Source organism: Neorhizobium fuzhouense (genome assembly GCF_042611105.1).
Taxonomy (GTDB): domain Bacteria; phylum Pseudomonadota; class Alphaproteobacteria; order Rhizobiales; family Rhizobiaceae; genus Neorhizobium; species Neorhizobium galegae_A.
In genome coordinates this window covers 423,261-449,308 of sequence record NZ_JBHFFP010000001.1, presented here as the reverse complement: position 1 = coordinate 449,308, position 26,048 = coordinate 423,261, and the positions used below count along the sequence as shown (strand labels likewise).

Below are 26,048 nucleotides of genomic sequence, written 5' to 3'. Positions count from 1 at the left end.
ATCGTCCGGACACCATGCCATCGCCGACCTGGGGCCAGGCGTCGCAAACCATCCGGATGCGCTCACTAACGCAGACGTTGCGGTGCCGGATCAGTCGGCGGCGATGATTTTGATGCCGGCCTGCCGATAGGGGAGAAGGCGATCCTCGCCGGTCTCCGCCGGCACCACCAGGGTCGAAAGCTGCGCGGTGGGCATGATCACGTGCGGTGAGGTGGCATCCAGCTTTTCCGGTGTAACAAGCGTAATTGTTTCCCCGGCGCGGCCGGCGATCTGCCGCTTGATCGCGGCTTCCTCGAAATCGCCGGTCGAGAGGCCGCGTGTCGCATGGATCGCGGTCACGCCGAGAAAGAAGATGTCTGGGCTGAGAAACGCGATCTGCGCGGCGGCCTGCGCGCCGACCGCCACCATGGAATGCCTGTAGAGCGTGCCGCCGATCAGGACCACGCTGGCCGCATGATGCTCCAGATCCGCCGCAATCGTCGGGCTGTGGGTGAGGATGGTGACGGCCATGTCGCGCGGCAGGTGCCGCAGCAGCGCGGCATGCGTGCTACCACCATCGACAAAGATCGTCATGCCCGGCCGGACCAGCGCCACGGCGGCGCGGCCGAGCCGATCCTTCACGTCGCTTGCAAGGCCACGCCGGGCCGTCAGGTCCGGCAGCCCCGGCGCTAGCGGCAGCGCCCCCCCATGCACGCGGGTCAACAGTCCCTCCGCCGCCATCTCGCGCAGGTCACGGCGGATCGTATCCTCCGACAGAGAGAGCGATTGCGCCAGATCGCGGGCAATCACCTGGCCGTCGCGGCGCAGCAGGTCGAGGATCACGGCTTTGCGTTGGCTGGTCAGCATGGCTTGACTCTTCACGAAATTGCACGAAACCTAGTGATATTGCCTGAATTGAGTCCTGAAGGCAAGAAAACAAGATTTTTCGTGCGGAGATACACACCATGCTGATCCTGATTGCCGGCCCCTATCGTTCCGGAACCGGGGATGATCCCCGGAAGATGGCGGAAAACCTGCATCGCCTCGAAGCGCCCTCGCATGCCCTGTTCAAGGCAGGCCATGTGCCGATGATCGGCGAATGGGTGGCGCTGCCGATCTGGCGCTCCGCCGGCGGACAGAGGGTGGGCGATGCGCTCTACGAGGAAATCTTCTATCCCGTGGCGCACCGGCTTCTGGCGCTTTGCGAGGGCGTGCTGCGCCTTCCGGGCGAATCCAAGGGGGCCGACAATGACGTGCGCATCGCCCGGGAGCGGGGCCTGCCCGTCTGGTACCGGCTGGAGGATGTTCCGGGCGTCACGGAATAGGCACTTTCCCGGCGCCGGGTGATGGGCTACTCCTTGCCCTCGATATTCTGGAGGACTGCTGATGTTGACGCTCTTCTTCTCGCCCGGCGCCTGTTCGCTCGCCGCCCATATCGCGCTGATCGATTCCGGCCTGCCGTTTGCGCTGCATCGGCTGAAATTTGCGGAAAACGAGCAGCGTTCGGCACATTATCTGAAGGTCAACCCGAAGGGCCGCGTGCCGGCGCTGGTGACGGAGAAGGGCACGCTGACGGAAACGCTGGCGATCCTGCTGTTCATCGCCCAGACGGCGCCGGACAAGGGGCTGGCCCCGCTCGACGATCCTTTCGAGCTGGCGCGGCTGCAGGGCTTCAACAGCTTCATCGCCTCCACCGTGCATGTGAACCACGCGCATGGCCGCCGCGCCACCCGCTGGGCCGATGAGCCGACCTCGATCGAGGACATGAAGCGCAAGGTGCCCGCCACCATGCGCGATTGCTTCCGCCTGATCGAGGAGGGCATGCTGGCCGGCCCCTGGGTGCTGGGCGAAGCCTATTCCGTCGCCGACCCCTATCTCTTCGTGATGTCTGGCTGGCTGAAGGGCGATGGCGTCGATATCGCCGAGTTTCCGCGCGTCGAGGATCACTATCGGCGCATGCAGGAGCGTCCGTCGGTGCAGAAGGCGCTCGCCGACGAGGCGGCTGCCTGAGCGGACAGGTGTCCGTCGGGCGGTTCAGATTTTCTTCAGGCGCAGCGTGACAGCGGCAGAGTGTTTTGCGCGGCCGGCGGCGCGGCCTGAGACGTGACTTGAAAAGCGACCTGGCCGAGCGGAAGATCGGCGAGATCGCGCAGGCTCATGCGGCGGATCTGCGGATGTTGCAGGATGTCCTCGCCGTTCGCGCCGTCGATGCGGGTCGCCCACGTTGCCAAGGTCAGGATGTTGCGGAAAAGGGTTGAAATTGCCATCGCGGCTACCTCGCAAACAAGAGTTATTTGCAGGCTCGTTATCCGCGAACCGGGCATCGTCTTCAATTGAAGAAAGCAGGCGTCTGCTGTAGAAAAACTATATGCAGAACCTCAACCTCGTCCATCTCAACGGTCTGCGGGCGCTGGAAAGCGTTGCCCGTCTCGGCTCGATGCAGGCGGCCGCCGCCGAGCTTGGGGTCTCCGTCGGCGCCGTGAGCCAGCAGGTGATCAAGGTCGAGGCGCAGCTGGGCCGGCCGGTCTTTGCCCGCACCTCGCGCGGGCTGGTGCTGGCGCCCGGTGCCGAACCGCTCGTGGCGCGGCTGCGGGACGGCTTCGAAGCCTTGTCGCAGGCCGTCGCCATCGGGCGGGAAACGGATGATACGCTGCTCACCGTCACGGTCGCGCCGGTCTTTGCCTCCCGTTTCATCCTGCCGCGGCTCGACCGGTTCGCAGCGCTTTACCCGGATATCCGCCTCAGGCTCGACGCGACGTCGAAGCTTGCCGATTTCACCCGTGACGATGTCGATGTGGGGGTGCGGATCGGGCGCGGGGAATGGCCCGGCGTCACGGCGGATCTGCTGCTGCCGCAGGTGGTGTTTCCGGTCTGCGCGCCGGCGCTTGCCAAAGGTTTGACGCAGCCGGCTGATCTGTTGACATTGCCGATCCTGATGGATGGGCAGGCCATGTTCTCCTGGGATCTCTGGCTTCACGCGGCCGGCCTTGGCGATTGCCGGGTGACGCCGCGCCATGTGTTCAGCGAGGCATCGCTCTGCCTGGAAGCGGCGATTGCCGGGCAGGGCGTGATGCTCGCCTGGCATCTGCTGGCGCTGGCGGCCGTGCGGCAGAACTGCCTTGTCGTGCCCTTCCCGCAACGGGCGCCGACGGGAATGGGCCATTATCTGGTGACCCGCGCCGGTGCGCGGCGGCCGCAGAAGGTGCGCGTTTTCGACGCCTGGCTGCGTCAGGAACTCGCAGACGCCATGGCCGACTGGGCCCAGATTGACGCAAAGGCCGCCACCTTGTAAAAACATCCTCGTCCAGGGGTCGGCAGTTCACCCAGGCGTCACCGCTTGTCGCAGAGTCAAGTGCTAAACCTGCCAGGATCTTTTCCCGAAAACGCATGAGGTTTGTCCCCGCGTGCCGGGTCGGAAAGACGGTGACCACCGACAGAATGTCCGGCACGATATCGAGGATGAAACGATGTCGAGAATTCCCCTGTCCATCACCGTGCCCGACGTGTCGGCACTGGCGAAAGCCATCCGCCATGCGCTGGAGGCCGACGAGAGCCGAAAGCCCGGCCATGTCGAGCTGCTCAACATTTTGGCGCGCGGTGCAGGCTTTCGCAATTTCCAGCACCTGAAGGCCTCGCACAGTGCTGAAATGCGCCTTGCCGCGCCCGAGCCGCCTCCGCAGCCGGAACCGGAGGCGGTCGATCACCGGCGCATCGAGCAGGTGCTGCGCTGCTTCGACCAGAACGGCGTCCTTGTCCGCTGGCCGAAGAAAACGCAGCAGCAGAAACTGGCGCTCTGGTGGTGCTGGTCGCTGATGCCGGGGCGCACCGAACTGCCGGAACCGCAGGTCAACGAGCTCCTCAAGCGGCTGAACGGCTTTGGCGATCATGTGCTGATGCGCCGCGAAATGGTCGACTGGGGCATGATGACCCGCTCGACCGATTGCAGGCTCTACCGGCGAACGGAAGTCCGGCCGCCGGCCGATGCCCTTGTGCTGATCCAGCATCTGCAAGCGCGGATAAGGGCAAGGGCGGTGCCAAGGGTGTCAAACCGGCTGGACCGGAGAGCGGAGTTCAGACAGGCCCGGCCGCCGGCTCGGCCAGCCGCTTTGCCCACATCGCCTTGAAGGCGGGGCGGGCCTGCACCCGCTCCAGCCAGCCCTTCAGCGCCGGCCGTGCCTCAAACAGCGGTGCGTGCGGCTGGGCGTAGCGGACGATTTCGGCAAGGTTCACGTCGGCGACGGTAAAGCGGTCGCCGACGGTGAAGCTCTTGTCGGCAAAATGCTTTTCCAGAACATCGAACGGCTTCACGAGGCTTTTTGCTGCCGTCTCGATCACCGCGCGCGTCTCCTCGGAGGGCGCAAGCGTCGATGCGGACGAGATCTTCAGCGCCACCGCCTCGATTTCGGTTGCGGCAAACAGCGACCATTGCAGCATGGCGGCCTCTTCGACGAGATCCTTCGGCCCAAGCGCGCCGCCATATTTGCGGGCAAGGTAAAGGTTGATGGCAAGCGATTCATGCACGATCACGCCGTCATCATCGATCGAGGGGATGGTGCCCATCGGGTTGATGGAAAGAAAGGCGGCAGAGGCCGTGTTGATCGGCGCATCGGCGCCTGTCGGGTCGGGGAGCCGCTTGGCCTGCAGCACCGGCACATGCTCGAAGGCAAGGCCCAGTTCCTCGGCAAGCCACAGCGTGCGGGTGGCCCGCGAACGATAGGCACCATAGATTTTCAGCATGGATCACACCCTCATGTCAGTTGTCGCCGGTCGTTACGGTCTGGCGCAAGAGCCGGAGCCGGCTGTCGCAGCGTGCCGGCGCGAAACAGTGTTAGAGAATGTTTGGCGCCGGATCGCAAGCCGGGAAACCCCGCCTCGCTCTCCCATGCGGCAGGATTTTTTCATGCCGGATCGTCGCTGCGGGGCGCGAATCATCTTCAATGTTTCGAATGATGCGTCGGGTTCCGGCGGGCGGTCGGGCACGGGCAGGCACTGGCGCCCGCGCCGCTGTGCCGATCCGGTACGGCACCGCTTAGTCCTTCCCCCGGCCGCGCCGCAGCGGCCGGTCCGGGGTGGTCGGATGTTAAGAAAGCATAAGCCATTCCATCCCAATCTTCGGCAAACCATGGAGCCTAAGACTTATTTCGGACTTCTCATGTAACCCTGCACCGACCACAAGGCTGGTGCGCGGGGACAAGGCAGACGAATGAGGGAGACTGAGGGATGAACGAACCCATGGGGCAGCGGGCGGGGCAGGATGCGTCTGCCGATCTGCTCGATCCGCTTTGCCGGTATCTCGTTCAGGTCGCCACCTCCCATGATATCGACGGGATCGACAGTGCCTCGCTGCTGCGTTCGCTCGAGACTACGACGCTCTTGGATAGTTTTCCGGAATTCTTCTGCCTGAAGGATCGCCGTGGTCGCTTCATCTTCGCCAATGCCGCGGTGCTGGCCTTTGCCGGCAGCTACCGTCTGTCCGGCGTGATCGGGCGCACCGAATTCGATTTTCTGGATGATGAGGTTGCCCGCGAACGCTTCACGCTGGAACAGCAGCTGATGTCGAGCGGCGAAAACAGCGAGCGCGAGGAATTGCTGCGGCTGGCGGACGGCCGCGAACTCTGGCTTGCGACGACCCGCACCTGCCTGCGCGACAGCGATGGCGCCATCGCCGGCCTGATGGTCCTTTCACGCGACATCACCGAGGCGCGGCGCCATGCGGACCTGCAGCGCGGCCATGCGGGCGTGCTCGAAATGGTGGCGCGCGGCAAGCCGCTGCCTCTGGTGCTGGATGCCCTCTGCCAGGTGATCGAAGGCCAGCTCGAGGGCATTTCCGCTTCCGTTCTGCTGCTCGATGACGCCGGCGAGCATTTGCGCCATGGTGCAGCACCGAGCCTGCCGATGGCCTATACCAAGCTTGTCGACGGGGTGGCGATCGGCCCGCGCGTCGGCTCCTGCGGCACCTGCGCCTGGCGGCGCGCCGCCGTCGTGGTCGATGATATCGAGACCGATCCGCTCTGGTCGGATTTCAGGGACCTGGCGGCCGTGTTTCGCCTGCGCTCCTGCTGGTCCACGCCGATCATGAGTGCCGACGGGCGGCTGCTCGGCACGTTTGCGCTCTATTCCGAAACGATCCGCCAGCCGACGCAGCGCGAGATGGATCTCACCGCCGTGGCGGTCGATCTCGGCGGCATTGCCATCGAGCGGGCGCAGAACGAAGCGCGCATCCAGCACATGGCCTATCACGACCCGCTGACGGGCCTGCCCAACCGCACGCTGTTCTGGGCGCAGTTCAGCCGCGCGCTGAGCGAGGCCGCGCGCGAAAGCCGCAAGGTGACGGTCGCCTATGTCGATCTCGACAATTTCAAGGGGATCAACGACAGCTTTGGCCATGCGCTGGGCGACGAAGTGCTGAAGCAGCTTGCCGGGCGCCTCACCCATCTGGTGCGGGCGGCCGATCTGGTGGTGCGGCTCGGCGGCGACGAATTCGCCATCGTCTTCAGCCATATCTACCAGAACGAGGCGAGCGTGCTGAAGCGCCTGCGCGAAATCCGCTCCATCCTGTCGCAGCCGGTCGATGTCGACGGCATCGAGATCCCCATCACCTGCAGCATGGGGGTCGCCTTCTATCCGCGCGACGGCGACACACCGGAAGAGCTTCTGGCGACCGCCGACCGCGCCATGTACACGGCAAAGGCCATGGGCCGCGATGCGCTGCAGGTGAGCCGCACCCCGGATCCAGCCTTCGGCTAAGGGCGTGGGCCGGCTCCCGCTTGCCTATTGCATGACGGCAATCCCCGTCGGGTCAGGAGGCGGCCTGCACCGTCTCCTCGCACTCGCTGCGGTCCGTGCCCTGTGCGGCCTGGTAGAAGCCGGCGATGAAGCGTTCGAACAGCTCGCCGAAGATGGCGCGTTCCTCGGCCGTCCAGTCGGCCGTTGCCGTCTCGATAATGGAATGCTTGACAGCGCGGATTTCGGCGAGCACGGCCGCACCCGACGGGGTGAGCAGGATCAGCGAACGGCGGCCGTCCTCCTGCGAGGCATCGCGTTTCAGAAGACCGCGCGTCACCAGTTCCGCCACCAGCCGGCTGCCGCGCGAGGGGTCTATGCGCATGGCCTCTGCAATGGCGCCGACGGTCGGCTCACCGCCGTCTGACGTGATGCGATTGACGGCGTCGAGGATATCGAGCTGCGACAGGTCTATGCCGGGAGCGGCACGGGCAATTGCCATGCGGCCGATCACCCGGCGGCCCATCATCACGCGCATCATCGACATGCTGTGCCCGATGCGAGCGATGTCTTCTGAGAGCTCCAGTGGCTCGAGTGTGGCGTGATCCTGCGTCATGGGTTTGTCGTATATCAGATGTCTGCCCGCATTCAAGCACATGCCCTCATCAAAAATCTGCGGTTGACAATTATATGCTAAAAGCACATGAATTTGCGCAGCGCAGGACCACAGTGGCCAGCCCCGTGGCTGGCTGCGTGCCATGACGACATCCCGTCGCCCCTGCCTCAAGACCGCCGCCCAGGAACGCCCCATGGATATGCCGCTGCAAGCCCCGCAACCGCTCGTCACAGACAAGCGCCTGCGGTTGACCCTCTTTCTTTTTCTGATGACGGCCATGTTCATGGCAACGCTGGACAACCAGATCGTCTCCACCGCGCTGCCGACCATTGTCGGCGAGTTCGGCGCCTTCGAGCGGTTTGGCTGGGTCGGCTCGGCCTTCCTGCTTGCTACCTCGGCCGTCATGCCGGTCTATGGCAAGCTCGGCGATCTGTTCGGCCGCAAATACGTGATGATCGCGGCCGTCACCATCTTCACCATCGGGTCGGCGCTGTGCGGCTTTGCCTGGTCGATGAATTCGCTGATTGCCGCGCGCGTCTTCCAGGGCCTCGGCGGCGGCGGCATCATGGTGTCGATCTTTGCCGTCAATGCGGATCTCTTCGAGCCGCGCGAGCGCGCCCGCTACCAGAGCTATTCCAGCCTCGTCATCATGGCGTCGGGCAGCGTCGGGCCGCTGATCGGCGGCACGATGAGCGATCTCTTCGGCTGGCGTTCGATCTTTCTGATCAACCTGCCGATCGGACTGTTCGTGCTGGCCGGTCTCATCTTCCTGTTGCCGAACCGCAGGCCTGCCCGCCAGCCGAAGATCGATTATCTCGGCGCCGTGCTTCTGGCGATGGCCAGCACCGCCGTGGTGCTCCTGACCGACGGCCTGTCGCTGTTCGGCTCGCTCGTCTCCTGGCAGAGCCTGACGGTGCTTGCGATCGGGGTCGCTGCGATCCTGTCCTGGATCGTGGTTGAACGGCGCGCGCCGGAACCGATCATTCCGCTTCGCCTGTTCCGGGACAGCACGTTTTCGCTGTTTCTCATCGTGTCGCTGATGACCGGCGGAGTGGCGATCGGCATGGTCAACTATTTCGCGCTCTTCCTGCAGACGACGGGCGGCCTCTCGCCCACCCATGCCGGCCTGTTCTTCATTGCCGTCACCGGCGGCATGGTCGTCGGCTCGCTGTCGGCCGGGCGCATCATTTCCCGCCATGGCCGTTACAAGCCCTTCTGCGTGGCGGGCCTCATCCTCAATGTTGCGATGCTTGTCGTGTTCTCGCAGTTTTCGGCGGTAACCCCGCTCTGGCTGGTGGCGCTCGTGCTGCTGTTCCAGGGGCTTGCCGTTGGCCTTGGCCAGCAGGCCCCGATCATCGGCGTGCAGAATTCCGTGCCGCGGGCCGACATGGGCTCGGCCACCGGCGCGGTGACGCTGACGCGCATGGGCGGTGCCGCCATTGCGATCTCGGTCTATGGCGCGGTCATTGCGGCGCATATGGAAGGCGTTCAGGTGGAGGGTGTCAGCAATCCCAGCGCCATGACGCCCGACCAGCTGTCGGCGCTGCCGCAGGCGGCACGCGCTGCGATCGCCACCGCCTATGGCCAGGCCTTCGAGCCGATGTTCCTGACCGCGGCCGGCTTTGCAGCCGTCGGCCTCATCGCCGCCCTGATGCTGAAGCCGGTGCGCCTGCCGACGGCGGATGCGAAACGCGCCGGATAAGCCGCGCCGCGTCTTTTCCTCGGGCAATTTCGGCCTATCTTTGAAGGCATGAAACCCGAGGCGCTCCTTCACCCCACACCGGCCGGGCTCTATTGCCCGCCCGGCCGATTTTATGTCGATCCGGTGCGCCCGGTCGAACGGGCGCTCGTCACCCACGGTCATTCCGATCATGCCCGCGCCGGCCATGGCTATGTGCTGGCCACCCGCCAGACGCTCGATATCATGGCGCTGCGCTACGGAAGCGATTTTGCCGGCGCCGAGCAGGCTGCAGCCTTCGGAGAGGCGATCGACGTCAACGGTGTTGCGGTCACCTTTCATCCGGCCGGCCACGTGCTGGGCTCGGCACAGATCGCGCTCGAAAAGGATGGGCTGCGCATCGTCGTGTCTGGCGATTACAAGCGCGGCATCGACCCGACCTGCGCGCCGTTCGAGCCCGTCGCCTGCGATGTCTTCATCACCGAAGCGACCTTTGGACTGCCGGTCTTCCACCACCCGGACCCGAAGGCCGAGACGAAAAAGCTGCTCGCCTCGCTTCTGCAGTTTCCCGAGCGCACCCACATGGTCGGCGCCTATGCGCTCGGCAAGGCGCAGCGGGTGATCCGCCTCATCCGCGACTGTGGCTATGACCGGCCGATCTTCATCCACGGCGCGCTGCAAAAGCTCTGCGATTATTATGGGGCCCAAGGGATCGACCTTGGCGAACTTCGCCCGGCAACGCTTGAAAAGAGCAATCCTTCGGCCTTCCACGGCGCCATCGTCGTTGGCCCGCCATCTGCCTTCCAGGATCGCTGGGCGCGCCGCTTCAACGAACCGCTGATCTCGTTTGCCTCCGGCTGGATGATGGTGCGGCAAAGGGCAAAGCAGGGTGGCGTGGAACTGCCGCTGGTCATTTCCGACCATTGCGACTGGCCGGAACTTCTGGACACCATCACCGAAATCGCACCTTCCGAAGTGTGGGTGACGCATGGGCGCGAGGAAGCGCTGGTGCGCTGGTGCGACATGCAGGGCATCGCCGCCAAACCGCTGCATCTGGTGGGCTACGAGGATGAGGGGGATTGAGGATGGCTCCAGTTCGGCTTAGCCCCTCATCCGCCTGCCGGCACCTTCTCCCCGTTTTGACGGGGAGAAGGGGATATGCCGCACCGTGTTTCTCCAGCACCGCTCTTTGCAGGAGAAGACTTTTCCTCAGGCACAACGCATCCCCTCTCCCCGCGTGCGGGGAGAGGGTTAGGGTGAGGGGCAATCTTTCTCGCGCTCACATCTCCCAACATCCCCTGTCGCTGGCGGCCACCCGGAGGCGCCCATGAAACCCTTCGCAACCCTCCTCGACCGCCTCGTCCTCACGCCATCGCGCAACGGCAAGCTCACGCTGCTGGCCGATTATTTTCGCGACACACCCGATCCGGATCGCGGCTATGGTCTGGCTGCGCTTGCCGGAACGCTGGACCTCAAGGGCGTCAAGCCGGCGCTCTTGAAGGAGCTGGCGCTGGAGCGGCTCGATCCGGTTCTCTTCCAGTATTCCTATGATTATGTCGGCGACCTTGCCGAAACGATCGCGCTGGTCTGGGATGGAGGTGCCAAGGAAAAAGTGGCGGAAGGCGGTCAGCCGCGGCTCGGCGACGTGGTGGCGCGGATGAATGCGCTCGGGCGCACTGAAGTGCGCGCCGCCGTGCGCGATCTGCTCGATCACCTCGATCATTCCAGCCGCTTTGCCTTCCTGAAACTCGCAACCGGCGGGCTTCGCATCGGTGTCTCGGCCCGGCTTGCCAAGCAGGCGCTGTCGCAGATGAGCGGGCGCGATGTCACCGAAATCGAAACGCTCTGGCACGGGCTGGAGCCGCCCTACGTCTCGTTGTTTTCCTGGCTGGAGGGCAGGGCGGAGAAGCCGGTTCTGGCAAGTCCCGCCATCTTCCACTCCGTCATGCTCGCCAATCCGGTGGAGGACGGCGATCTGGAAAAGCTCGATCCGGCCGATTACGCCGCCGAGTGGAAATGGGATGGCATCCGCGTGCAGATGTCGAGCCATGGCGGCACCCGAAAACTCTATTCCCGCTCCGGCGACGATATTTCCGGCGCCTTTCCCGATATCATCGCGGCGATCAATTTCGAGGGCGTCGTGGATGGCGAACTGCTGGTCGGAGGCACCGCGCGCTCCAACAGCGCCACGCGCAGCTTTTCCGACCTGCAGCAGCGGCTGAACCGCAAGACGGTGAATGCCCGCATGCTGGCCGAGTATCCGGCCTTCGTGCGCGCCTATGACCTGTTGTTCGCGGGCGGCGAGGATATCCGGGCCGAGACCTTTCTTGCCCGGCGCGAACGCCTGTCCGCCCTCATCGACAAGGCCCCGCATGACCGTTTCGATCTGTCCGCCCTCGTGCCGTTCAGCGATTGGCAAACCCTCGACCGGTTGCGCCTTGCCCCGCCCGATCCCGTCGTCGAAGGCGTGATGATCAAGCGCAAGGACAGCGTCTATCAGGCCGGTCGCCTGAAAGGCCCGTGGTTCAAGTGGAAGCGCGATCCGTTCAATGTCGATGCCGTCATGATGTATGCCCAGCGCGGCCACGGCAAGCGGTCGAGCTATTATTCCGATTTCACCTTCGGCGTATGGGCCGAAGGCGAGGCGGGCGACCAGCTGGTGCCGGTGGGCAAGGCCTATTTCGGCTTTACCGATGCCGAACTCGACGTGCTCGACAAATTCGTGCGCGACAATACGACGGAACGGTTTGGACCGGTGCGGGCCGTGCGCGCCGAACCGGATTTCGGCTTCGTGCTGGAAGTCGCCTTCGAGGGCATCAACCGCTCGACGCGCCACAAATCCGGCGTCGCCATGCGCTTTCCCCGCATCGCAAGGCTTCGCGCCGACAAGCAGCCCCGCGATGCCGACCGGTTGTCGACGTTGATTGCGATGATGGATGCCCAGCCTCCGCCCATCGAGAAAGCGTGATCCGGCAAGCACTTGCGAGCGTAAATGTGAATGCTACGATCCGGCCTATCGTGTTCAACATGGTGATTTCATGCCGTTTTCCCGCCGACAGATGATTTTCGGATTGAGTGCCACCGCAGCCCTTGCGCCTTCCCTGGTGAGCCATGGGGCGCGCGCGCAGACGGCTTCACCGCCGCCGGTCATCGATACGCCTTTTCCGGTCCCTCAGGTGCCGCCGCTTGAGGCCACGGATTACGGTGAGGCGCGCCGCGCCTTTCGCACCAATCTTTTGCGCAAGGGGCCGTCGCCCGAGACGGCGCCGCCGCTTGGCACGCCGCCCGGCGCCACCCGCGTTACCTATCCCGGCGGGCCGGATCGCTCGCTGCAACTGGTCGGCTGGGTGTCGCATTACGAGCCGTCGGCCGATCTGAAGCCGGCGGTGCTCTTCCTGCATGGCGGCAATGCCACCGGCGATGGACACTGGGAGCAGATCCGGGCCTATGCGGAGGCGGGCTTCGTCACCATGCTGCCGTCGTTTCGCGGCGAAAACGGCCAGGCCGGCAATTATTCCGGCTTCTATGACGAAACGGCCGATGCGCTGGCGGCCGCCGATTACCTCGAAAACCTGCCCGGCGTCGACAAGAACCGTTTCTTCCTCGCCGGTCACAGCAATGGCGGCACGCTGGCGCTTCTCGCGGCCATGACGCGCCGTTTCAAGGCGGCAGCGCCGATGTCGGCCGGCGTCGATGCCTGGCGCTATTTCGGCCGCTACGAGAAGGAAATCCGCTTCGACTGGGACGATCCGCGCGAATTCGTCATGCGCTCCTCGGTGTGTTTTGCCCCGAGCCTCAAATGCCCGACGCTGCTTCTGCGCGGCAGCGAGGAGCGGCCGTTCGACCAGAACCACCTGCTTTTCATCGAGCGGGCGCAATCGGCCGGCATCTCCATCGACAAGAAGATCCTGCCCGGCACGCATAATGGCGTCGTGCCGGGGGCCGTTGCCGAAAGCATCCGCTTCTTCAAGAGCCACGGCGCCTGAGATCGCACCGGCCGCCGCCTCGGTATTGCGGAAAAGGAGAGGCGGGGATTTCCCGCTCGCAGCTTGCTGACAAAGCTGCCTCCGACCACGACGTCATCCTCGGCCTTGTGCCGAGGATCTGCCAAGGTCCAACAAAATCAGTCGAGGGCCAATCAAATCAATATGTTGTAGATGCTCGGGACAAGCCCGAGCATGACGGAAGATGCACGAAGCCCTTTGTCAGCAGTCTTAGGGCGGGGAATTCCCGCCCGGCGTCTTTATCAGACGGAGCGAGTGATGCCGCCGTCGATGCGGATATTCTGCCCGGTGATATAGGCGGCGCGGTCCGAGGCAAGCAGCGCGATCAGCTCGCTCACCTCATCCACCGTGCCGTAGCGGCCCATCGGAATGCGTGCCTTGAAGTCCGCCTTTTCCGGCAGGCTGTCGATGAAGCCCGGCAGCACATTGTTCATGCGGATATTGTCGGGCGCATAGCGGTCCGAAAACAGTTTCGTATAGGCGGCAAGACCGGCGCGGAAAACCCCGGAGGTCGGAAAAACCGGATCCGGCTCGAAGGCGGCAAACGTCGAGATGTTGACGATGGCGCCGGATTTCTGCGCCTGCATGATCGGCGTCACCAGCCGGGTGGGGCGCACGACATTCAGGAAATACACCTCCATGCCGCGATGCCAGTCCTCGTCGGAAAGATCCAGCAGAGGCGCCCGCGGACCGTGGCCTGCGCTGTTGATCAGCGCATCGATGCGGCCGTAGCGCTCCATGGTGAGATCGACCAGCCGCTTCAGGTCGTCGTTCGACTGGTTGGAGCCGGTGACTCCGATGCCGCCGAGTTCGGCGGCGAGCACCTCGCCCTTGCCGGAGGAGGAGAGGATGGCAACCTTGAAGCCGTCGGCTGCGAGTTTTATCGCCGCCCCCGCACCCATGCCGCTTCCGCCCGCCGTGATGATGGCAACCTTGTCGCCCGTCGTATCGCTCATGCTGTCGTCCTCCGTTTTGAGGCGGACTGTTTCACCGCCGGCGCCGGCAGGCAAGCCTGAATGCGGCATGAAACTTTCTGCCCACACTTGGCCGAAGGTCGCCCACGGGGTGATGGAAAGCCTCGCGCCAGCCGCAGCGTGCAGGGTGGAGCTCGATGTCATCTGCCGGAAGTTCCGTTCTCATGTTCCAGATCCTGCGCCGTATCGCCCGACTGTCCCCGCTTGCGCTTCTTCTCCTTGGCGCATCAAGCCTGTCGGGCTGCATTCTGGTGACCGATACCAGCCGCATGAACCCGGATGTCTTCGTGCAGGAAACCGCGCCTGTGTTCTACAATCCCTCCGCGCCGCCGGAAGCGCAGCCGCAGCCGACACAGAAACAGCAGGCCATTCCGCAGAAACGCCAGCTTTACCAGACGCAGTTCCACCAGAGTTACGGATTGCCGGTGTCCAACCCCGTGCACCGCATCTATTACGCCGCCATCCGGGATGACGGGCATACGCTGCCGGCCATTCCCTTCTCGCGCATCGATGCCCGTTATCTGCGCCAGGAGGTGGATTATGCCTCGCAGGAGGCGCCGGGCACGCTGGTTGTCGATACGAAGGATCGCTTCCTCTATCTCGTGCAGCCGAATGGCCGCGCCATCCGCTACGGCGTCGGCCTTGGCCGCGACGGCTTTGCCTGGAAGGGACGCGGCGTCATCCAGTGGAAGGCAAAATGGCCGCGCTGGACGCCGCCGGCCGAGATGGTGGCGCGCCAGCCGGATCTTCGCCCGTTTGCCGCCGCCGAAGGTGGCGCCATGCCGGGCCTCAACAATCCGCTCGGCGCCCGCGCGCTTTATATCTTCAAGGATGGCAAGGACACGCTCTACCGCGTCCACGGCACGCCGGACTGGCAATCAGTCGGGCGCGCAACCTCGTCCGGCTGCGTGCGCCTGCTCAACCAGGATGTCATCGACCTGTTCGAGCGGGTGCCGGCCGGCACGCCGATTGTGGTTATCTGATCACACCTGCGTCACGATAAGGTGCTGGCGGCCACACTGGCCGCCAAACTGTGGCTGCCTATACTTCTTTCAGACATAATGCGGGAACAAGTTTCGGGAACGTTCGTTGATGCGCATTCCGAGTGCCCTGCCTTTCCAGTAAAGAAGTAAAACCGCCCTCATGACCACATCCGATCTTTTCAGCCGCCGCCGCCTCCTCAGTCTTCTGGCCGTCGGCACTGCTTCCACACTTGCGAGCTGCGCCTCGTCCAGACCCGGTCCGGGCGGCCTCAGCATCACCTACCGCGATGGCGGTGAGGCCTTTGCGCCGGCAAGCCCGCCCATGCGCGGCCGCACGCCTGAACTCGACGCCATGTATGGCGAAATGGTGGATGGCGGCTTCGTCATTCCGGCCATTCCCTACTGGCGCATCGACCCGCGCTTCTATCGCCAGCGCGTCGTCGACCCGACCGGCGAGCGTCCCGGCACCATCGTCGTCGATACGGCCTCGCGGTTTCTCTATGTGGTGGAAGCCGGCGGTTCGGCCATGCGCTACGGCGTCGGCATCGGTCGCGAAGGCTTTGCCTGGGAAGGCGAGGGCGTCATCCAGTGGCGTCAGAAATGGCCGAAATGGACCCCGCCGCAGGAAATGGTCGCCCGCCAGCCGGAACTGGTCAAATACTCCGCCGGCAATGGCGGCATGGCGCCCGGCCTGATGAACCCGCTCGGCGCGCGCGCGCTCTACATCTTCCGCAACGGCCAGGACACGCTTTACCGCCTGCACGGCAATCCCGAATGGAACTCCATCGGCAAGGCCGTCTCGTCCGGCTGCGTGCGCCTGATGAACCAGGACATCATCGACCTCTACGAACGCGTGCCGAACAAGGCCCGCATCGTCGTCTGGCAGTAAGCCAGAGATTTCCCCAGATAGATAAAAAGGCGCCGCGTGGCGCCTTTTTACTGTGCGGCGCATCATGCGGCGCGCTTGCCCGCGCGTGTGGTTTGCGCAAGCGTCTGTTGAAGCTGCAGTTTCGTCATCGCCACGCAATAGGCCGGTGTGGCGCGTTCGAAACGAAATCCTTCAGCGAGCGGGCCGGCATCCACCGCGTCGTAACCGAATTCCTCGTAGAGGCGCATCGCTACGGTCTTTGCATCCGCGTCGTCACCGGCAAGCGGTAGCGCGCGCCGGTCGGCGGAGCCTGGGGCGCGGTCGTCCTTTTCCAGGTCGTTCATGGTGATCGCATTGAAGGCTTTGACGATGCGCGACTGTGGCAGGTGCGCTGCCAGCAGTTCGCTGGTGGTTGTTTCCAACGCATCGAGTTCTGCGATCCGGCCATCGCGGTCCGGGTAATAATTGTTGGTGTCGATGACGATTTTCCCCGCAAGCGCATCTGCTGGCACGCTGCGGTAGGCCGCAAGCGGGATGGCGATGACGACGATGTCGCCAAACGCAATCGCCTCCTCCACAGTGCCGACCTCCGCTCCCACGCCGTGGCGCAGGCTGAACAGGGTGTGCGGCCCGCGTGAATTGCTGAGCATGACCCGATGGCCGGTCTTAACAGAAAGCTTGCCGATGGCGCGCCCGACAAAGCCGGCGCCGATAATTCCGATGTTCATCTTGTCTCTCCATTGCTTGGATGAGAGAGCTTTAATTGCCTTCCAGATGGTGATAAATCGTCAAGATCAACCGACATTCAAAACTCAGAGGGGATAATGGCATGGATCGCCTGACCAGTATGGCGGTATTCGTGCGCGCGGCCGATCTGGGGTCGTTTGCGGCGGTGGCCGAAACCATGGGAATGTCGCCGCAGATGGTGGCCAAGCATGTGGTGTTTCTGGAAGACCGTGTCGGCGCCGCCCTCATTCACCGCACCACGCGGCGCCAGAGCCTCACCGATGTCGGGCGCGCCTATTACGATCGATGCAAGCTGGTGCTGGCCGAGGCGGATGCCGCCGATGCGCTGGCAAGCGACATGCGCTCGCGCCCGCAGGGCATGCTGCGCGTCAATGCGCCGATGACCTTTGGTGCCTTCAGCCTGGCGCCCTTCGTCACCCGCTATCTCGCCCGCTATCCGGACATGCAGGTGGATCTGACGCTGAACGACCGTTTTGTCGATCCGCTGGAGGAGGGGTTCGATGTAATGGTGCGCATCGGCCCTGTCGAGGAAAGCGGATTGATCGCCCATGCCCTGGCGCCCTACCGGGTGATCGCCTGTGCCGCCCCCGCCTATCTGGCCGCCCGCGGCGTGCCGGAAACGCCGACCGATCTCGAACGCCATGATTGTCTGGCCTATGCCTACTGGTCGCCGTCCATTCCCTGCCGCTGGGTGTTTACCCGCAACGGCCGGGAAGAAGAGGTGCGCGCCAGCGGGCGCATGCGCAGCAATGACTGGAAGGCGCTTCTGCATGCGGCGATCGAGGGTTTTGGCGTAACACTTGGGCCGGAAAGCGTGCTGAGCGGTGAAATTGCCGCCGGTCGGCTGGTGCGGGTGCTGGGCGATTATGAAGGGCCGGTGCGCCCGATGCATGTGCTCTATCCGGCCGGACGCCGCCCGACGGTCAAGGTGCGCAGCTTTGTCGAGGCCGTCGTTGAGGAATTCGGCGCAGCCTGAACCGAACTGTCAGCCGTTGCCGTCCACCACCAGGCAGGAGAAGGATCGGGCGGTGAGCGCCTTGCAGGCGGATTGGGCGGCGGCGCGATCCTCAAAGCCGGAGAGCCGGGCTCGGTGCAGCAGGCCGGAGCGGCCCTGGACACTTTCCGTATAGGGCGTGATGCCGGAAAAGCGGTGATCGAGCGCCGGAAGCGCCCGCGACAGAAGTGCAATCGCCTCCGCCTGGCTTGGGGCTGCGGCAAGCTGCACGGTCCAGCCGGCATGGGAGGCGATCGCAAAGGGCAGGCCGCCGGGCGGGGCTGGAATGGCAGCCTGCGGCACCGGCCCGCTCGCATAGGCAAAGGCCTGTCCCGCCGACGGCGCGGTCGGTTCGATGGCGACGGTGCGGGCGGCGGGCGCGCGTTTGCGCATCCGCGTCTCGGCGGCCGGGCGATCCGGCACGGCGGGGAAATGATCGGTCGCGCCGGCCGTCATGCCGAGGTTTTCCCCGGCTTGCGTGCGGGCAAGCGTTTCGGCATGGGCGATCTGTGCGGCCACCGGATCCATGGCGTCGGTGAGCGTGGCGTCCGGTTCCGAAACCGCCCGCCCGACCGGTTTCGGCACGCCCGAGCGGGGCAGGCTGGGCGCGCCGATCGCGGCAACCAGAGCCCCGCCGCGCACGGTGGCGCGCGGCATGGCATCGTCCAGAAGGGCGGCCATGCGGGCATCGCGGGCACTTGCCGTGCGTCCGCCCAACACGACGCCCACCACGCGGCGGCCCCTGTCGTTGACGGCGCTCACCAGATTGAAGCCGCTCGCATTGATGAAGCCGGTCTTGATGCCGTCCATGCCCTTGTAGCGGTACATGAGATTGTTGTGGCCGCGAATGGTCTTGCCGCGAAAGCTGAAGGAGCGCAGCGCAAAGACCTGGTATTCCTTCGGGTAATCCCGCATCAGCGCCAGACCGAGCGTTGCCATGTCGCGCGCCGTCGTCACCTGCCTTTCGTCGGGCAGGCCCGAGCCGTTGCGGAACACCGTGCGGCTCATGCCGAGCTGGCGCGCCTTGCGCGTCATGGCCTGACCGAATTTTTCCTGCGATCCGTAAAGATGATCGCCGATGCCTTCGGCAACGTCATTGGCGGATTTGACCGCCATGCCATAGACGGCCTCGCGCACCGTGTAGGTCTTGCCCGCCGGAACGCCGAGCTTGGTGGGGATGGTGGCTGCGCCATTGCGGGACATGACGATCTGCTGGTCCCAGCGCAGACGGCCATCGCGCAGCGCCTCGAACACCATGTAGAGCGTCATCATCTTGGTGAGCGAGGCCGGATGGTTGAGCGTATCGGCATTTTCCGCCGCAAGCACTTTGCCGGTTGCCGCATCCACGACGAAATGCGCGTAACCGGCCCGTGCCGGACCGGCAAAGGCGACAAGCGCGCTCAACATCAAGGCAAGCCCGAGGGCAAGCGATGGCATGATCGCGTAGGCGCGCGCTGTGATCGACATTCCATACCCCGCTGTGACGTCAATACGACGCATAACGGCACAATATGGCGGGACAGTAGAAACAATTTTAGAGATTATTGATGGGCTTAATAAAGGATGAACCAGGCCGGGACGCTGTTTCATTCTGGTGCTTTTCGGCACCGTGATGCCGCATCCGCCGGCCCCTGGCGGGGTCGATCATCGCCCGTCGTGCGAAAGGCGCTCCTGGACGTCCTGTCGCAAGGGCAGCGCCCGCCCGCGACTTGAGCGGACAGGCGCGCAACGGTCGGCGTGTCAGACGAACTGGGAAAGGCCCGGAACGGAATTGACCACCTCATCCACGGTCTCGGTGCCGGCATGCTGGCGGGCAACGGCGATGGTTTCGCGGGCGAGCGCGGTGATTTCGCCCATGCCGAGGCCGAGCGACATCAGCTGCTGGCCAAGCGCCATGACGCCGCCGCCGAAGGTGGACATCAGACCGCCGAGCAGACCGCCGCCGCCAGAACCTTCGCCGTTGAACTGCGCCACCAGCGAGGGCGCGCCGGGGATCGCCTCGATCATGCGCGCCACGGCGGCGTCATCGGCTTCGCGCTGGAGAAAACCCAGCATCATGCCGACGGCCTTTTCGGCGATTTCGGGCGCAATGCCCACCTTGTCCGCCACGCGGGTGACCAGTTCGTTCATCACATTCTCCTCGATGTTTGACGTTAACGTCAACGTAAATTATGGCGCGACCGGATGCAAGCCGAAGGCCGCCTGTGGCTTGCGAATAATGCGTGCTATCACCGCCGGGCCTATCCTGCCACCGCGATCAGGGGACGAGAGGCGGCGATCCCCATCTCGATCTCAAGCACAGTGCCGGTACGGCGGCCACCGGATCAACTGCCCCAGCTTTTGCCAAGCGTGTCGGCCATATAGGCGCCACGCCGGCCCATCGGCTGTTCGGGGCCGGTGGTGCTGTCGCGCTTCGTCTGGTGCTCAAGTTCGGCATTGATCTCGGCGCCGAGGATGATGATGATCGAGGAGATCCACACCCAGAACAGGAAGCCGATGAGCGCGCTGAGCGTCCCGTAGGTGACGTTGAAATTGGCGATATGCGAGAGATAGAAGGACACGCCCAGCGAACCGCCGAGCCAGAAGAGGGCGGCAAGCGACGCCCCCCAGCTGATCCAGCGTTTCTTGGCCGGCTCGCGGCTCGGACCATAGCGATAGAGCAGGCTGATGCCGATAGCGGCCATGAGGAGAAGCACCGGCCAGCGTGCGAGCGACAGGAGCGTTTCGGCAAAGCCGCCGAGCGGCAGGAAGGCGATCATGGCGGGGATGACGCCGAGCCCGACAAGCAGCACGATGGCGGCAATCAGCGCCACGAAGGTGAAGAACAGCGACACCAGATTGAGGCGGATGAAGCTGCGCTTCTCATCCTCGCCATAGGCGATGTTCATGGCCTCGAACATGGCCTTGACGCCATTGTTGGTGCTCCACAGCGCAATGCCAAGACCGATCACCAGACCGTAGCTTAAGGAACTGCGCTCCTCGCCGGCGAGCGTCTGCAACTGCTTGAAGAAGATCTCCAGCCCGTCCGACGGCATGACCTCGCGCAAGAAGCCCAGGCGCTCGGTGATCGCTGCCGGATCGGACACGAAGCCATAGAGCGAGACGAGCGCCGTCATGGCGGGAAAGACGGCGAGCAGCAGATAGAAGGTGACGCCACCGGCGACCAGCATCACCCGGTCCTCGATGATCGACAGATAGACGCGGTAGGCGACATCGAGAAGCCCCTTCCAGGGGATCGCCGAGGGGGTTTTGGCGCTTCGTCCGCGAAGATCGGCCTCGCCTGTCTGGTTCATGCGCGCGTCCCTCTCACATCCGAAACGCCGCCGCCGGCCGTGCCGCGCCGAAACGCCCTGTCTCCAAAACACCTCACATTGCCGAACATGCCTGTCGCCCCTATAAAACCGAATACGCGCTAACGCTTACGTCAGGAGGCCGGTTGCATGGTCAATCAGGGAAAACTCTTCATCGGCGCCAGCCGCAATCCCGATCATACGCTGGCAAAGGCGCAGTATCTGGCGCTGAAATTCGCCAACCGCCATGGCCTGGTGACCGGCGCCACCGGCACCGGCAAGACCGTGACGCTGCAGGTGCTGGCCGAAGGTTTTTCAGAGGCCGGCGTGCCGGTCTTCTGTTCCGACATCAAGGGCGATCTGTCGGGCATCGCAGCGCTTGGCGAGCCGAAGGATTTTCTGCTGAAGCGCGCCGAGGAGATTGCCTTTTCGGACTATGACAATGCCGCGTTTCCGGTGATCTTCTGGGATCTCTACGGCGAAAAGGGCCACCGCGTCCGCTCGACCGTCGCCGAAATGGGCCCGCTGCTGCTGGCCCGCCTGATGGATGCCAGCGAGGCGCAGGAGGGCGTCCTCAACATCGCCTTCAGAATAGCCGACGAGGGTGGCCTGCCGCTGATGGATCTCAAGGATCTGCAGGCGCTGCTCTCTTATATGGCCGAACAGGCGTCGGAGATTTCCGCGCGCTTCGGCTTCGTCTCGAAAGCCTCGATCGGTTCGCTGCAGCGCGGTCTGCTCGTCCTGGAACAGCAGGGCGCCGCGCAGTTTTTCGGCGAACCGGCCTTGAGGATCGAGGATATCATGCGCGTGGCGCCCGATGGGCGCGGCGTAGTCTCCGTGCTTGCCGCCGAACGGCTGATGATGAACCCGAGGCTCTATGCCACCTTCCTGCTCTGGCTTCTCTCGGAACTCTTCGAGGAACTGCCGGAGGTGGGCGACCCGGAAAAGCCGCGGCTCGTCTTCTTCTTCGACGAGGCGCATCTGTTGTTTTCCGAGGCGCCGAAGGTGCTCCTGGAGCGGGTGGAACAGGTGGTGCGCCTCATCCGCTCCAAGGGCGTCGGCGTCTATTTCATCACGCAGAACCCGCTCGATGTGCCCGAAACCGTGCTGGCGCAGCTCGGCAACCGCGTGCAGCATGCGCTGCGCGCCTATACGCCGCGCGAGCAGAAGGCGGTGAAGACGGCCGCCGAGACGTTTCGCGCCAATCCGGACTTTTCAACCGCAGAGGTAATCACCACGCTTGGCACCGGCGAGGCGCTGGTCTCGACGCTCGAGGACAAGGGCGCTCCCTCGATCGTTGCCCGCACGCTGATCCGCCCGCCGTCGGCCCGCATCGGGCCGCTGACGGACACTGAACGCGCCGCAATCCTTGGCAAAAGCCCGGTCGCCGGCCTCTACGACGAAGACCTCGACCGGGAATCGGCCTTCGAGATCCTGGCGGCGCGGGCGGGAAAAGCCGCGCACTCCGGCACCGCCACCGGCGAGGAGGCACTCGCGAAAGACGAGAGCGCTGCCAGCCGCTGGAAACTGCCCGGCTTCGACACCGGCGACGAACAGCCGGACGGCCGCACCCCACCCGCCCGACGCGGCGGTTCTCAACGCGAAACCATCATAGAGGCCGCCATGAAAAGTGCTGCCCGCTCCGTTGCAAGCCAGGTGGGCCGGGCACTGGTGCGCGGGATCTTGGGGAGCTTGAAGCGGTAGGCTAGCCTTAAGGGCGGGCTGTCAGATGTGCGAGATCACTCACCGTATGAAAACTAAGACGGTTGAGTTGCGGCCATTGAGGGCCGCAATGCCATGCGGGCCCACCATTCCTGCAGGTTTGCGTGCTCGCGGATGAGGTCTGCTCCCTCGGGTGCCATCAGGAAATAGTCGAACATGGGAGCGGCATACAAATCGGCGAGCGTCAGTTGCTCGTCAACGAGCCATCGGGCATCTCCCATCAACTGAGACATCGCCATCAAGCAGTTTCGTGCTTTCGGGAGCGCCGCGACCAACGTGTCCTCGTCTGTGGGAACGCCTCTGCCGGGCTTCGATACCCGCTCCACATAAACTCCCCACACCAGGTGAGGATAGGCATAGTTGTCAGCAATGCTGATGAGCTGATTGCATCTTGCGCGCTGCAGCGGGTCCGAGGGCTGAAGGTGCGGCCCCCCGAAAGCTTCATCGATATATCGAGTGATTGCACTCGTCTCATAGAGGCTGATGTCCTGATGCTCGAAGGCCGGAATACGCCCGAACGGGTGCCTTGCCTGGTAGTCGGCTGGAGGTCCATCAGCTGCAAAAATATCGATCGGAACAAGCTGGTATTCGATGCCTTTCTCGATAAGGCACAGTCGAGCAATCCGGACGTAAACGCTGTAATCTGCTCCGAAGAGGCGCGGCGGTGCTGTCATTTGCTTACCTTCGTGTCGTTGCGAATGCCTTGGGATCCAAGGTAAGCCGCATCCATGATCGTTCATGCCAAGGCAGCTCAGACATCACCCCCGCCCCAAATTCCACGCTTTACCGCTTCCGCACGAATTCCGTGCGCAGAACGAGGCCCTTGATGGCGTCGTGGCGGCAGTCGATTTCTTCCGGGTTGTCGGTGAGGCGGATCGACTTGATCACGGTGCCCTGTTTCAGGGTCTGGCCGGCGCCCTTCACCTTGAGGTCCTTGATGAGGGTGACGCTGTCGCCGTTCTGCAGCACGGTGCCGACGGCATCGACCACCTGGGCAGCTTTTGCCGCCGCTGCGGCCAGTTCCGAGGCCGGACGCCATTCGCCGGTGGCTTCGTCATAGATATAGTCGTCGTCATCGCCTGCCATGGCCCGCGTGCTCCCTGATCGCCTGTTTGAAAAAATCGGATAAGCGGCCTTAAGCGCCTGAAGGGCAGAAGTCAAAGCGGGCTTTTTGCAAGGATGGCCCGGGGAGGGCGCAGGAGAGATCTGGGGGCAGCGGGACACAGCGCGGTGCCCACACCGACAAGGGGGTGCGGGCAGACTGGCGGGGAATTGCTCGGGCCGTCAGAACATGCAAACGGCGGGCGGTCGGGGCATGCGCTTCGGGTGGGGCGGTGATGGCCGCAGGCGCAAAGTCGCTACAAGCGGCATCACCGGTCTGCCCGAAGGTTTTACGCGGCGCTTGCCACCAGTGAGAAATAGGCCCCCTGCGGGTCCTGCGCATTGACGATGACGCTGCCGCCGGGCACCGGCATCGGGCCGTTCACCACCTGGCCGCCGCCTTCGGTGATGGCCGCGACGGCCGGGGCCATGGCGGGGACGTTGATGTAATAGGACCAGCAGGCAACGGGCACATGCGGCGGTCGCGTCATCATGCCGCCAATGGCTTGGCCCTGATGGGCAAAGATCAGGTATCGGCCCATCGCGCCCATATCGATCGCATGGTCCAGCGTCCAGCCGAACATCTTGCTATAGAAGGCAAAGGCTTCCTCGCCATCGCCGGCCATCAGTTCGTGCCAGCCGAAGGTGCCGGGCGTGCCCGGTTCCGGTTCGGGCGGCGGCGTGTCCATCGGGGCCGGCGTCATCAGGCAGAGAACTGCGCCGTGCGGATCGGCCACCACCGAAAAGCGGCCGACGCCTGGAATATCCTCCGGCGGCCGCATGATCGCGCCGCCGGCCTGCGCAAAGTCCCGGGCCATGCCGTCGACATCGTCCACGGCAACGTAGCCCGTCCAGTTCGGCGGCAGCTGGCCTTTCATCGCTTCGGGAATGTCCATCATGCCCGCCACGCCGCAGGTTTGGCTTCCGGCTTGCGTGTTGAAGATGTGGTATGTCATGCCGGGCATGCCATCGGCTGCGGCCGGCATCGGCATGGAGCCCACTGTCCAGCCGGTTATGGCTTGATAAAAGCGGGCGGCGGCGTCGGTGTCGCTGGTCATCAGCTCGCACCAGATGAATTTTCCGTGGGTTTCAGACGGCATGGAGCGGGATCCTCTTGTCACTGGCAGCAGCTGGCGGGGGGAATGAAGACGGGCGCGGGCTCGTATTCGTCGTGGCGCCGGACGAAATTCATCGTCGAGCTTTCGTTGCGCCCGAGCGGCGCCTGATCGAGGATCATCAGCGTGCCGAGCCCTTCCTCGCCGCCGCGGGCATAGCTCGAATAGGTGTGAAAGATCTCGCCCTTGTCGTTGCGGTAGAAGCTCGATGTGCCCGGCAGCTCGTCATGCGCCTTGTCGCTCGGCGTTTCTCGGTAATTGTAGATGACGGAGCCGCTCGCCAGCTGTTCCTTGGTAAACGACACGCCGAAATCGAAATTGAAATCGCTGCCGAAGGACGAGACCCAGGGGAATTGCCAGCCCATGCGGCGCTTGTAGGCCTCGATCTTGGCAAGCGGTGCGCGAGACACCGAGACGAGCGTCACGTCGTGATGGTTGAGATGCACCAGCGTGCCGTCGACATGATCGGCAAAGAAGGAGCAGCCGGGGCAGCCGGCCTCCCAGTCGGGGCCGAACATGAAATGGTAGATGATCAGCTGGCTGCGCCCGTCGAAGAGGTCGGCGAGCGACCTTTGCCCCTTGGGCGTCTCGAAACGGTAGTCCTTGTCGATCTTCACCCAGGGGAGCGCCAGGCGCTCGCGGTTGACGGCGTCGCGATGGCGCGTCACCTCTTTTTCCCTCAGCAGAAGCGCCTTGCGCGCCTCCAGCCATTCTTCCTTCGAGACTACGGCATGCTCCATATCGCCCTCCCGGCAATGATGTGTGGCTCGTCTTGACATTTAGGTTGATATCAACATAAATCAGTCATGTCAAACCCCCAAGTGATTCCTTTTTCGACAACCCTTCATGTTCGCGACACCTGCCTTTGTCTGCATGTGCAGCGCGCCGCCCGCGCGCTTGCGCGCAGATTCGATGCGGCGCTTCGCCCGCTCGGTCTCACCAATGGTCAGTTCTCGCTGATGATGTCGCTCAACCGGCCTCAGCCGGCGCCGATGGGATCGGTCGCGACGCTGCTTGACATGGACCGCACGACGCTGACGGCCGCGCTGAAGCCGCTGCAGCGGCGCGGGCTGGTCCATGTGATCGCCGATCCGAAGGATGCCCGCAGCCGGCTCTTGACGCTGACGCCGGAGGGCATGGCAGTCCTTGCCGCTGCCGTGCCGATCTGGACGGCCACGCATGCGCAGGTGGATGAGGGGCTGGGCGAGGGCGGCCCGCAGCGTCTGCGCGGCGATCTTTCCAATATCCGCTAGG

Annotated in this window: 27 protein-coding genes; 14 read left to right on the top strand and 13 right to left on the bottom strand. The window is 64.1% G+C overall.

Going from position 1 to position 26,048, the window contains the following annotated elements; translation table 11 throughout:
* Positions 1–90 precede the first annotated feature (90 nt).
* The gene (locus ACEXP3_RS02300; protein ID WP_377295793.1) at positions 91–846 is read right to left on the bottom strand and encodes a DeoR/GlpR family DNA-binding transcription regulator; all 756 of its coding nucleotides are present in this window, start codon (positions 844–846) and stop codon (positions 91–93) included.
* 98 nt (positions 847–944) lie between these two features.
* Here ACEXP3_RS02300 and ACEXP3_RS02295 point away from each other — a divergent pair, with 98 nt between their 5' ends.
* Both ACEXP3_RS02295 and ACEXP3_RS02290 read left to right on the top strand, forming a co-directional pair.
* Positions 945–1,304 carry a DUF4406 domain-containing protein gene (locus tag ACEXP3_RS02295; RefSeq protein WP_377295792.1) on the top strand — a complete coding sequence of 120 codons (360 nt, stop codon included), beginning with the start codon at positions 945–947 and terminating at the stop codon, positions 1,302–1,304.
* A gap of 61 nt (positions 1,305–1,365) precedes the next feature.
* The gene (locus ACEXP3_RS02290; protein ID WP_377295791.1) at positions 1,366–1,989 is read left to right on the top strand and encodes a glutathione S-transferase family protein; all 624 of its coding nucleotides are present in this window, start codon (positions 1,366–1,368) and stop codon (positions 1,987–1,989) included.
* A 35-nt stretch (positions 1,990–2,024) separates the two neighbouring features.
* On the opposite strand, the gene ACEXP3_RS02285 is transcribed toward ACEXP3_RS02290, so the two are convergent.
* Complete coding sequence (locus ACEXP3_RS02285; RefSeq protein WP_377295790.1) at positions 2,025–2,246, bottom strand: hypothetical protein; 222 nt, start codon at positions 2,244–2,246, stop codon at positions 2,025–2,027.
* A 101-nt stretch (positions 2,247–2,347) separates the two neighbouring features.
* Between ACEXP3_RS02285 and ACEXP3_RS02280 the strand changes: the two genes are divergently transcribed.
* Positions 2,348–3,271: a LysR substrate-binding domain-containing protein gene (locus ACEXP3_RS02280; RefSeq protein ID WP_377295789.1), complete on the top strand. Its 924-nt coding sequence runs from the start codon at positions 2,348–2,350 to the stop codon at positions 3,269–3,271.
* Positions 3,272–3,446: 175 nt separating this feature from the next.
* Positions 3,447–4,103: a DUF2087 domain-containing protein gene (locus ACEXP3_RS02275; RefSeq protein ID WP_377295788.1), complete on the top strand. Its 657-nt coding sequence runs from the start codon at positions 3,447–3,449 to the stop codon at positions 4,101–4,103.
* Here the strand turns inward: ACEXP3_RS02275 and ACEXP3_RS02270 are convergent.
* Entirely contained in the window at positions 4,051–4,716 is a 666-nt protein-coding gene (locus tag ACEXP3_RS02270; protein ID WP_377295787.1) for a glutathione S-transferase family protein, read from the bottom strand. The genes ACEXP3_RS02275 and ACEXP3_RS02270 overlap by 53 nt on opposite strands.
* Before the next feature lie 483 nt (positions 4,717–5,199).
* Here ACEXP3_RS02270 and ACEXP3_RS02265 point away from each other — a divergent pair, with 483 nt between their 5' ends.
* On the top strand, positions 5,200–6,726 hold the full coding sequence (locus tag ACEXP3_RS02265; protein ID WP_377295785.1) for a sensor domain-containing protein: 1,527 nt from the start codon (positions 5,200–5,202) through the stop codon (positions 6,724–6,726).
* Between the two features lie 52 nt (positions 6,727–6,778).
* Here ACEXP3_RS02265 and ACEXP3_RS02260 read toward each other — a convergent pair whose 3' ends face one another.
* Positions 6,779–7,318, bottom strand: coding sequence for a MarR family winged helix-turn-helix transcriptional regulator (locus ACEXP3_RS02260; RefSeq protein ID WP_377295784.1), 540 nt, complete (start codon positions 7,316–7,318; stop codon positions 6,779–6,781).
* Positions 7,319–7,511: 193 nt separating this feature from the next.
* On the opposite strand from ACEXP3_RS02260, the gene ACEXP3_RS02255 reads away from it, so the two are divergent.
* The 4 genes from ACEXP3_RS02255 to ACEXP3_RS02240 all read left to right on the top strand — a co-directional run bounded on the left by ACEXP3_RS02255 (position 7,512) and on the right by ACEXP3_RS02240 (position 12,982).
* Positions 7,512–9,020 carry an MDR family MFS transporter gene (locus ACEXP3_RS02255; RefSeq protein WP_377296065.1) on the top strand — a complete coding sequence of 503 codons (1,509 nt, stop codon included), beginning with the start codon at positions 7,512–7,514 and terminating at the stop codon, positions 9,018–9,020.
* Positions 9,021–9,068: 48 nt separating this feature from the next.
* A complete protein-coding gene (locus ACEXP3_RS02250; RefSeq protein WP_377295783.1) occupies positions 9,069–10,079 on the top strand; it encodes a ligase-associated DNA damage response exonuclease in 1,011 nt (336 codons plus the stop codon).
* 244 nt (positions 10,080–10,323) lie between these two features.
* Positions 10,324–11,964, top strand: a complete 1,641-nt coding sequence (locus ACEXP3_RS02245; RefSeq protein WP_377295782.1) for a cisplatin damage response ATP-dependent DNA ligase — start codon at positions 10,324–10,326, stop codon at positions 11,962–11,964.
* A gap of 70 nt (positions 11,965–12,034) precedes the next feature.
* Complete coding sequence (locus tag ACEXP3_RS02240; RefSeq protein WP_377295780.1) at positions 12,035–12,982, top strand: alpha/beta hydrolase family protein; 948 nt, start codon at positions 12,035–12,037, stop codon at positions 12,980–12,982.
* A 260-nt stretch (positions 12,983–13,242) separates the two neighbouring features.
* On the opposite strand, the gene ACEXP3_RS02235 is transcribed toward ACEXP3_RS02240, so the two are convergent.
* The gene (locus tag ACEXP3_RS02235; protein WP_377295779.1) at positions 13,243–13,956 is read right to left on the bottom strand and encodes an SDR family oxidoreductase; all 714 of its coding nucleotides are present in this window, start codon (positions 13,954–13,956) and stop codon (positions 13,243–13,245) included.
* A gap of 194 nt (positions 13,957–14,150) precedes the next feature.
* Between ACEXP3_RS02235 and ACEXP3_RS02230 the strand changes: the two genes are divergently transcribed.
* Positions 14,151–14,957 carry a L,D-transpeptidase gene (locus ACEXP3_RS02230; RefSeq protein ID WP_508436193.1) on the top strand — a complete coding sequence of 269 codons (807 nt, stop codon included), beginning with the start codon at positions 14,151–14,153 and terminating at the stop codon, positions 14,955–14,957.
* Positions 14,958–15,117: 160 nt separating this feature from the next.
* Complete coding sequence (locus ACEXP3_RS02225) at positions 15,118–15,846, top strand: L,D-transpeptidase (RefSeq protein WP_210103179.1); 729 nt, start codon at positions 15,118–15,120, stop codon at positions 15,844–15,846.
* 62 nt (positions 15,847–15,908) lie between these two features.
* Here ACEXP3_RS02225 and ACEXP3_RS02220 read toward each other — a convergent pair whose 3' ends face one another.
* A complete protein-coding gene (locus tag ACEXP3_RS02220; RefSeq protein ID WP_377295777.1) occupies positions 15,909–16,553 on the bottom strand; it encodes an NADPH-dependent F420 reductase in 645 nt (214 codons plus the stop codon).
* A 101-nt stretch (positions 16,554–16,654) separates the two neighbouring features.
* Between ACEXP3_RS02220 and ACEXP3_RS02215 the strand changes: the two genes are divergently transcribed.
* Positions 16,655–17,548 (top strand): LysR family transcriptional regulator, encoded by an 894-nt coding sequence (locus ACEXP3_RS02215; protein WP_377295776.1) that lies wholly within the window; start codon positions 16,655–16,657, stop codon positions 17,546–17,548.
* Between the two features lie 9 nt (positions 17,549–17,557).
* On the opposite strand, the gene ACEXP3_RS02210 is transcribed toward ACEXP3_RS02215, so the two are convergent.
* From ACEXP3_RS02210 to ACEXP3_RS02200, 3 genes are all read right to left on the bottom strand, one after another.
* Positions 17,558–19,003 carry a serine hydrolase gene (locus tag ACEXP3_RS02210; protein ID WP_377296064.1) on the bottom strand — a complete coding sequence of 482 codons (1,446 nt, stop codon included), beginning with the start codon at positions 19,001–19,003 and terminating at the stop codon, positions 17,558–17,560.
* A 303-nt stretch (positions 19,004–19,306) separates the two neighbouring features.
* Positions 19,307–19,696: a hypothetical protein gene (locus tag ACEXP3_RS02205; RefSeq protein WP_377295775.1), complete on the bottom strand. Its 390-nt coding sequence runs from the start codon at positions 19,694–19,696 to the stop codon at positions 19,307–19,309.
* Positions 19,697–19,890: 194 nt separating this feature from the next.
* Positions 19,891–20,859 (bottom strand): YihY/virulence factor BrkB family protein, encoded by a 969-nt coding sequence (locus tag ACEXP3_RS02200; RefSeq protein WP_377295774.1) that lies wholly within the window; start codon positions 20,857–20,859, stop codon positions 19,891–19,893.
* Positions 20,860–21,006: 147 nt separating this feature from the next.
* Here ACEXP3_RS02200 and ACEXP3_RS02195 point away from each other — a divergent pair, with 147 nt between their 5' ends.
* A complete protein-coding gene (locus ACEXP3_RS02195; RefSeq protein ID WP_377295773.1) occupies positions 21,007–22,560 on the top strand; it encodes a helicase HerA-like C-terminal domain-containing protein in 1,554 nt (517 codons plus the stop codon).
* Between the two features lie 53 nt (positions 22,561–22,613).
* On the opposite strand, the gene ACEXP3_RS02190 is transcribed toward ACEXP3_RS02195, so the two are convergent.
* From ACEXP3_RS02190 to ACEXP3_RS02175, 4 genes are all read right to left on the bottom strand, one after another.
* Positions 22,614–23,252 carry a glutathione S-transferase family protein gene (locus ACEXP3_RS02190; RefSeq protein WP_377295772.1) on the bottom strand — a complete coding sequence of 213 codons (639 nt, stop codon included), beginning with the start codon at positions 23,250–23,252 and terminating at the stop codon, positions 22,614–22,616.
* A gap of 109 nt (positions 23,253–23,361) precedes the next feature.
* Positions 23,362–23,664, bottom strand: coding sequence for an alkylphosphonate utilization protein (locus ACEXP3_RS02185; RefSeq protein ID WP_377295771.1), 303 nt, complete (start codon positions 23,662–23,664; stop codon positions 23,362–23,364).
* Between the two features lie 305 nt (positions 23,665–23,969).
* A complete protein-coding gene (locus ACEXP3_RS02180; protein WP_210103171.1) occupies positions 23,970–24,779 on the bottom strand; it encodes a VOC family protein in 810 nt (269 codons plus the stop codon).
* A gap of 17 nt (positions 24,780–24,796) precedes the next feature.
* Complete coding sequence (locus tag ACEXP3_RS02175; protein ID WP_377295770.1) at positions 24,797–25,534, bottom strand: DUF899 domain-containing protein; 738 nt, start codon at positions 25,532–25,534, stop codon at positions 24,797–24,799.
* Positions 25,535–25,600: 66 nt separating this feature from the next.
* On the opposite strand from ACEXP3_RS02175, the gene ACEXP3_RS02170 reads away from it, so the two are divergent.
* A complete protein-coding gene (locus tag ACEXP3_RS02170) occupies positions 25,601–26,047 on the top strand; it encodes a MarR family winged helix-turn-helix transcriptional regulator (protein WP_377295769.1) in 447 nt (148 codons plus the stop codon).
* Position 26,048 lies beyond the last annotated feature (1 nt).

Coding starts and splice junctions, on each gene's coding strand:
- ACEXP3_RS02300 (WP_377295793.1), bottom strand. CDS start 846: ATGCTGACCAGCCAACGCAAAGCCGTGATCCTCGACCTGCTGCGCCGC.
- ACEXP3_RS02295 (WP_377295792.1), top strand. CDS start 945: ATGCTGATCCTGATTGCCGGCCCCTATCGTTCCGGAACCGGGGATGAT.
- ACEXP3_RS02290 (WP_377295791.1), top strand. CDS start 1,366: ATGTTGACGCTCTTCTTCTCGCCCGGCGCCTGTTCGCTCGCCGCCCAT.
- ACEXP3_RS02285 (WP_377295790.1), bottom strand. CDS start 2,246: ATGGCAATTTCAACCCTTTTCCGCAACATCCTGACCTTGGCAACGTGG.
- ACEXP3_RS02280 (WP_377295789.1), top strand. CDS start 2,348: ATGCAGAACCTCAACCTCGTCCATCTCAACGGTCTGCGGGCGCTGGAA.
- ACEXP3_RS02275 (WP_377295788.1), top strand. CDS start 3,447: ATGTCGAGAATTCCCCTGTCCATCACCGTGCCCGACGTGTCGGCACTG.
- ACEXP3_RS02270 (WP_377295787.1), bottom strand. CDS start 4,716: ATGCTGAAAATCTATGGTGCCTATCGTTCGCGGGCCACCCGCACGCTG.
- ACEXP3_RS02265 (WP_377295785.1), top strand. CDS start 5,200: ATGAACGAACCCATGGGGCAGCGGGCGGGGCAGGATGCGTCTGCCGAT.
- ACEXP3_RS02260 (WP_377295784.1), bottom strand. CDS start 7,318: ATGACGCAGGATCACGCCACACTCGAGCCACTGGAGCTCTCAGAAGAC.
- ACEXP3_RS02255 (WP_377296065.1), top strand. CDS start 7,512: ATGGATATGCCGCTGCAAGCCCCGCAACCGCTCGTCACAGACAAGCGC.
- ACEXP3_RS02250 (WP_377295783.1), top strand. CDS start 9,069: ATGAAACCCGAGGCGCTCCTTCACCCCACACCGGCCGGGCTCTATTGC.
- ACEXP3_RS02245 (WP_377295782.1), top strand. CDS start 10,324: ATGAAACCCTTCGCAACCCTCCTCGACCGCCTCGTCCTCACGCCATCG.
- ACEXP3_RS02240 (WP_377295780.1), top strand. CDS start 12,035: ATGCCGTTTTCCCGCCGACAGATGATTTTCGGATTGAGTGCCACCGCA.
- ACEXP3_RS02235 (WP_377295779.1), bottom strand. CDS start 13,956: ATGAGCGATACGACGGGCGACAAGGTTGCCATCATCACGGCGGGCGGA.
- ACEXP3_RS02225 (WP_210103179.1), top strand. CDS start 15,118: ATGACCACATCCGATCTTTTCAGCCGCCGCCGCCTCCTCAGTCTTCTG.
- ACEXP3_RS02220 (WP_377295777.1), bottom strand. CDS start 16,553: ATGAACATCGGAATTATCGGCGCCGGCTTTGTCGGGCGCGCCATCGGC.
- ACEXP3_RS02215 (WP_377295776.1), top strand. CDS start 16,655: ATGGATCGCCTGACCAGTATGGCGGTATTCGTGCGCGCGGCCGATCTG.
- ACEXP3_RS02210 (WP_377296064.1), bottom strand. CDS start 19,003: ATGCCATCGCTTGCCCTCGGGCTTGCCTTGATGTTGAGCGCGCTTGTC.
- ACEXP3_RS02205 (WP_377295775.1), bottom strand. CDS start 19,696: ATGAACGAACTGGTCACCCGCGTGGCGGACAAGGTGGGCATTGCGCCC.
- ACEXP3_RS02200 (WP_377295774.1), bottom strand. CDS start 20,859: ATGAACCAGACAGGCGAGGCCGATCTTCGCGGACGAAGCGCCAAAACC.
- ACEXP3_RS02195 (WP_377295773.1), top strand. CDS start 21,007: ATGGTCAATCAGGGAAAACTCTTCATCGGCGCCAGCCGCAATCCCGAT.
- ACEXP3_RS02190 (WP_377295772.1), bottom strand. CDS start 23,252: ATGACAGCACCGCCGCGCCTCTTCGGAGCAGATTACAGCGTTTACGTC.
- ACEXP3_RS02185 (WP_377295771.1), bottom strand. CDS start 23,664: ATGGCAGGCGATGACGACGACTATATCTATGACGAAGCCACCGGCGAA.
- ACEXP3_RS02180 (WP_210103171.1), bottom strand. CDS start 24,779: ATGCCGTCTGAAACCCACGGAAAATTCATCTGGTGCGAGCTGATGACC.
- ACEXP3_RS02175 (WP_377295770.1), bottom strand. CDS start 25,534: ATGGAGCATGCCGTAGTCTCGAAGGAAGAATGGCTGGAGGCGCGCAAG.
- ACEXP3_RS02170 (WP_377295769.1), top strand. CDS start 25,601: ATGTCAAACCCCCAAGTGATTCCTTTTTCGACAACCCTTCATGTTCGC.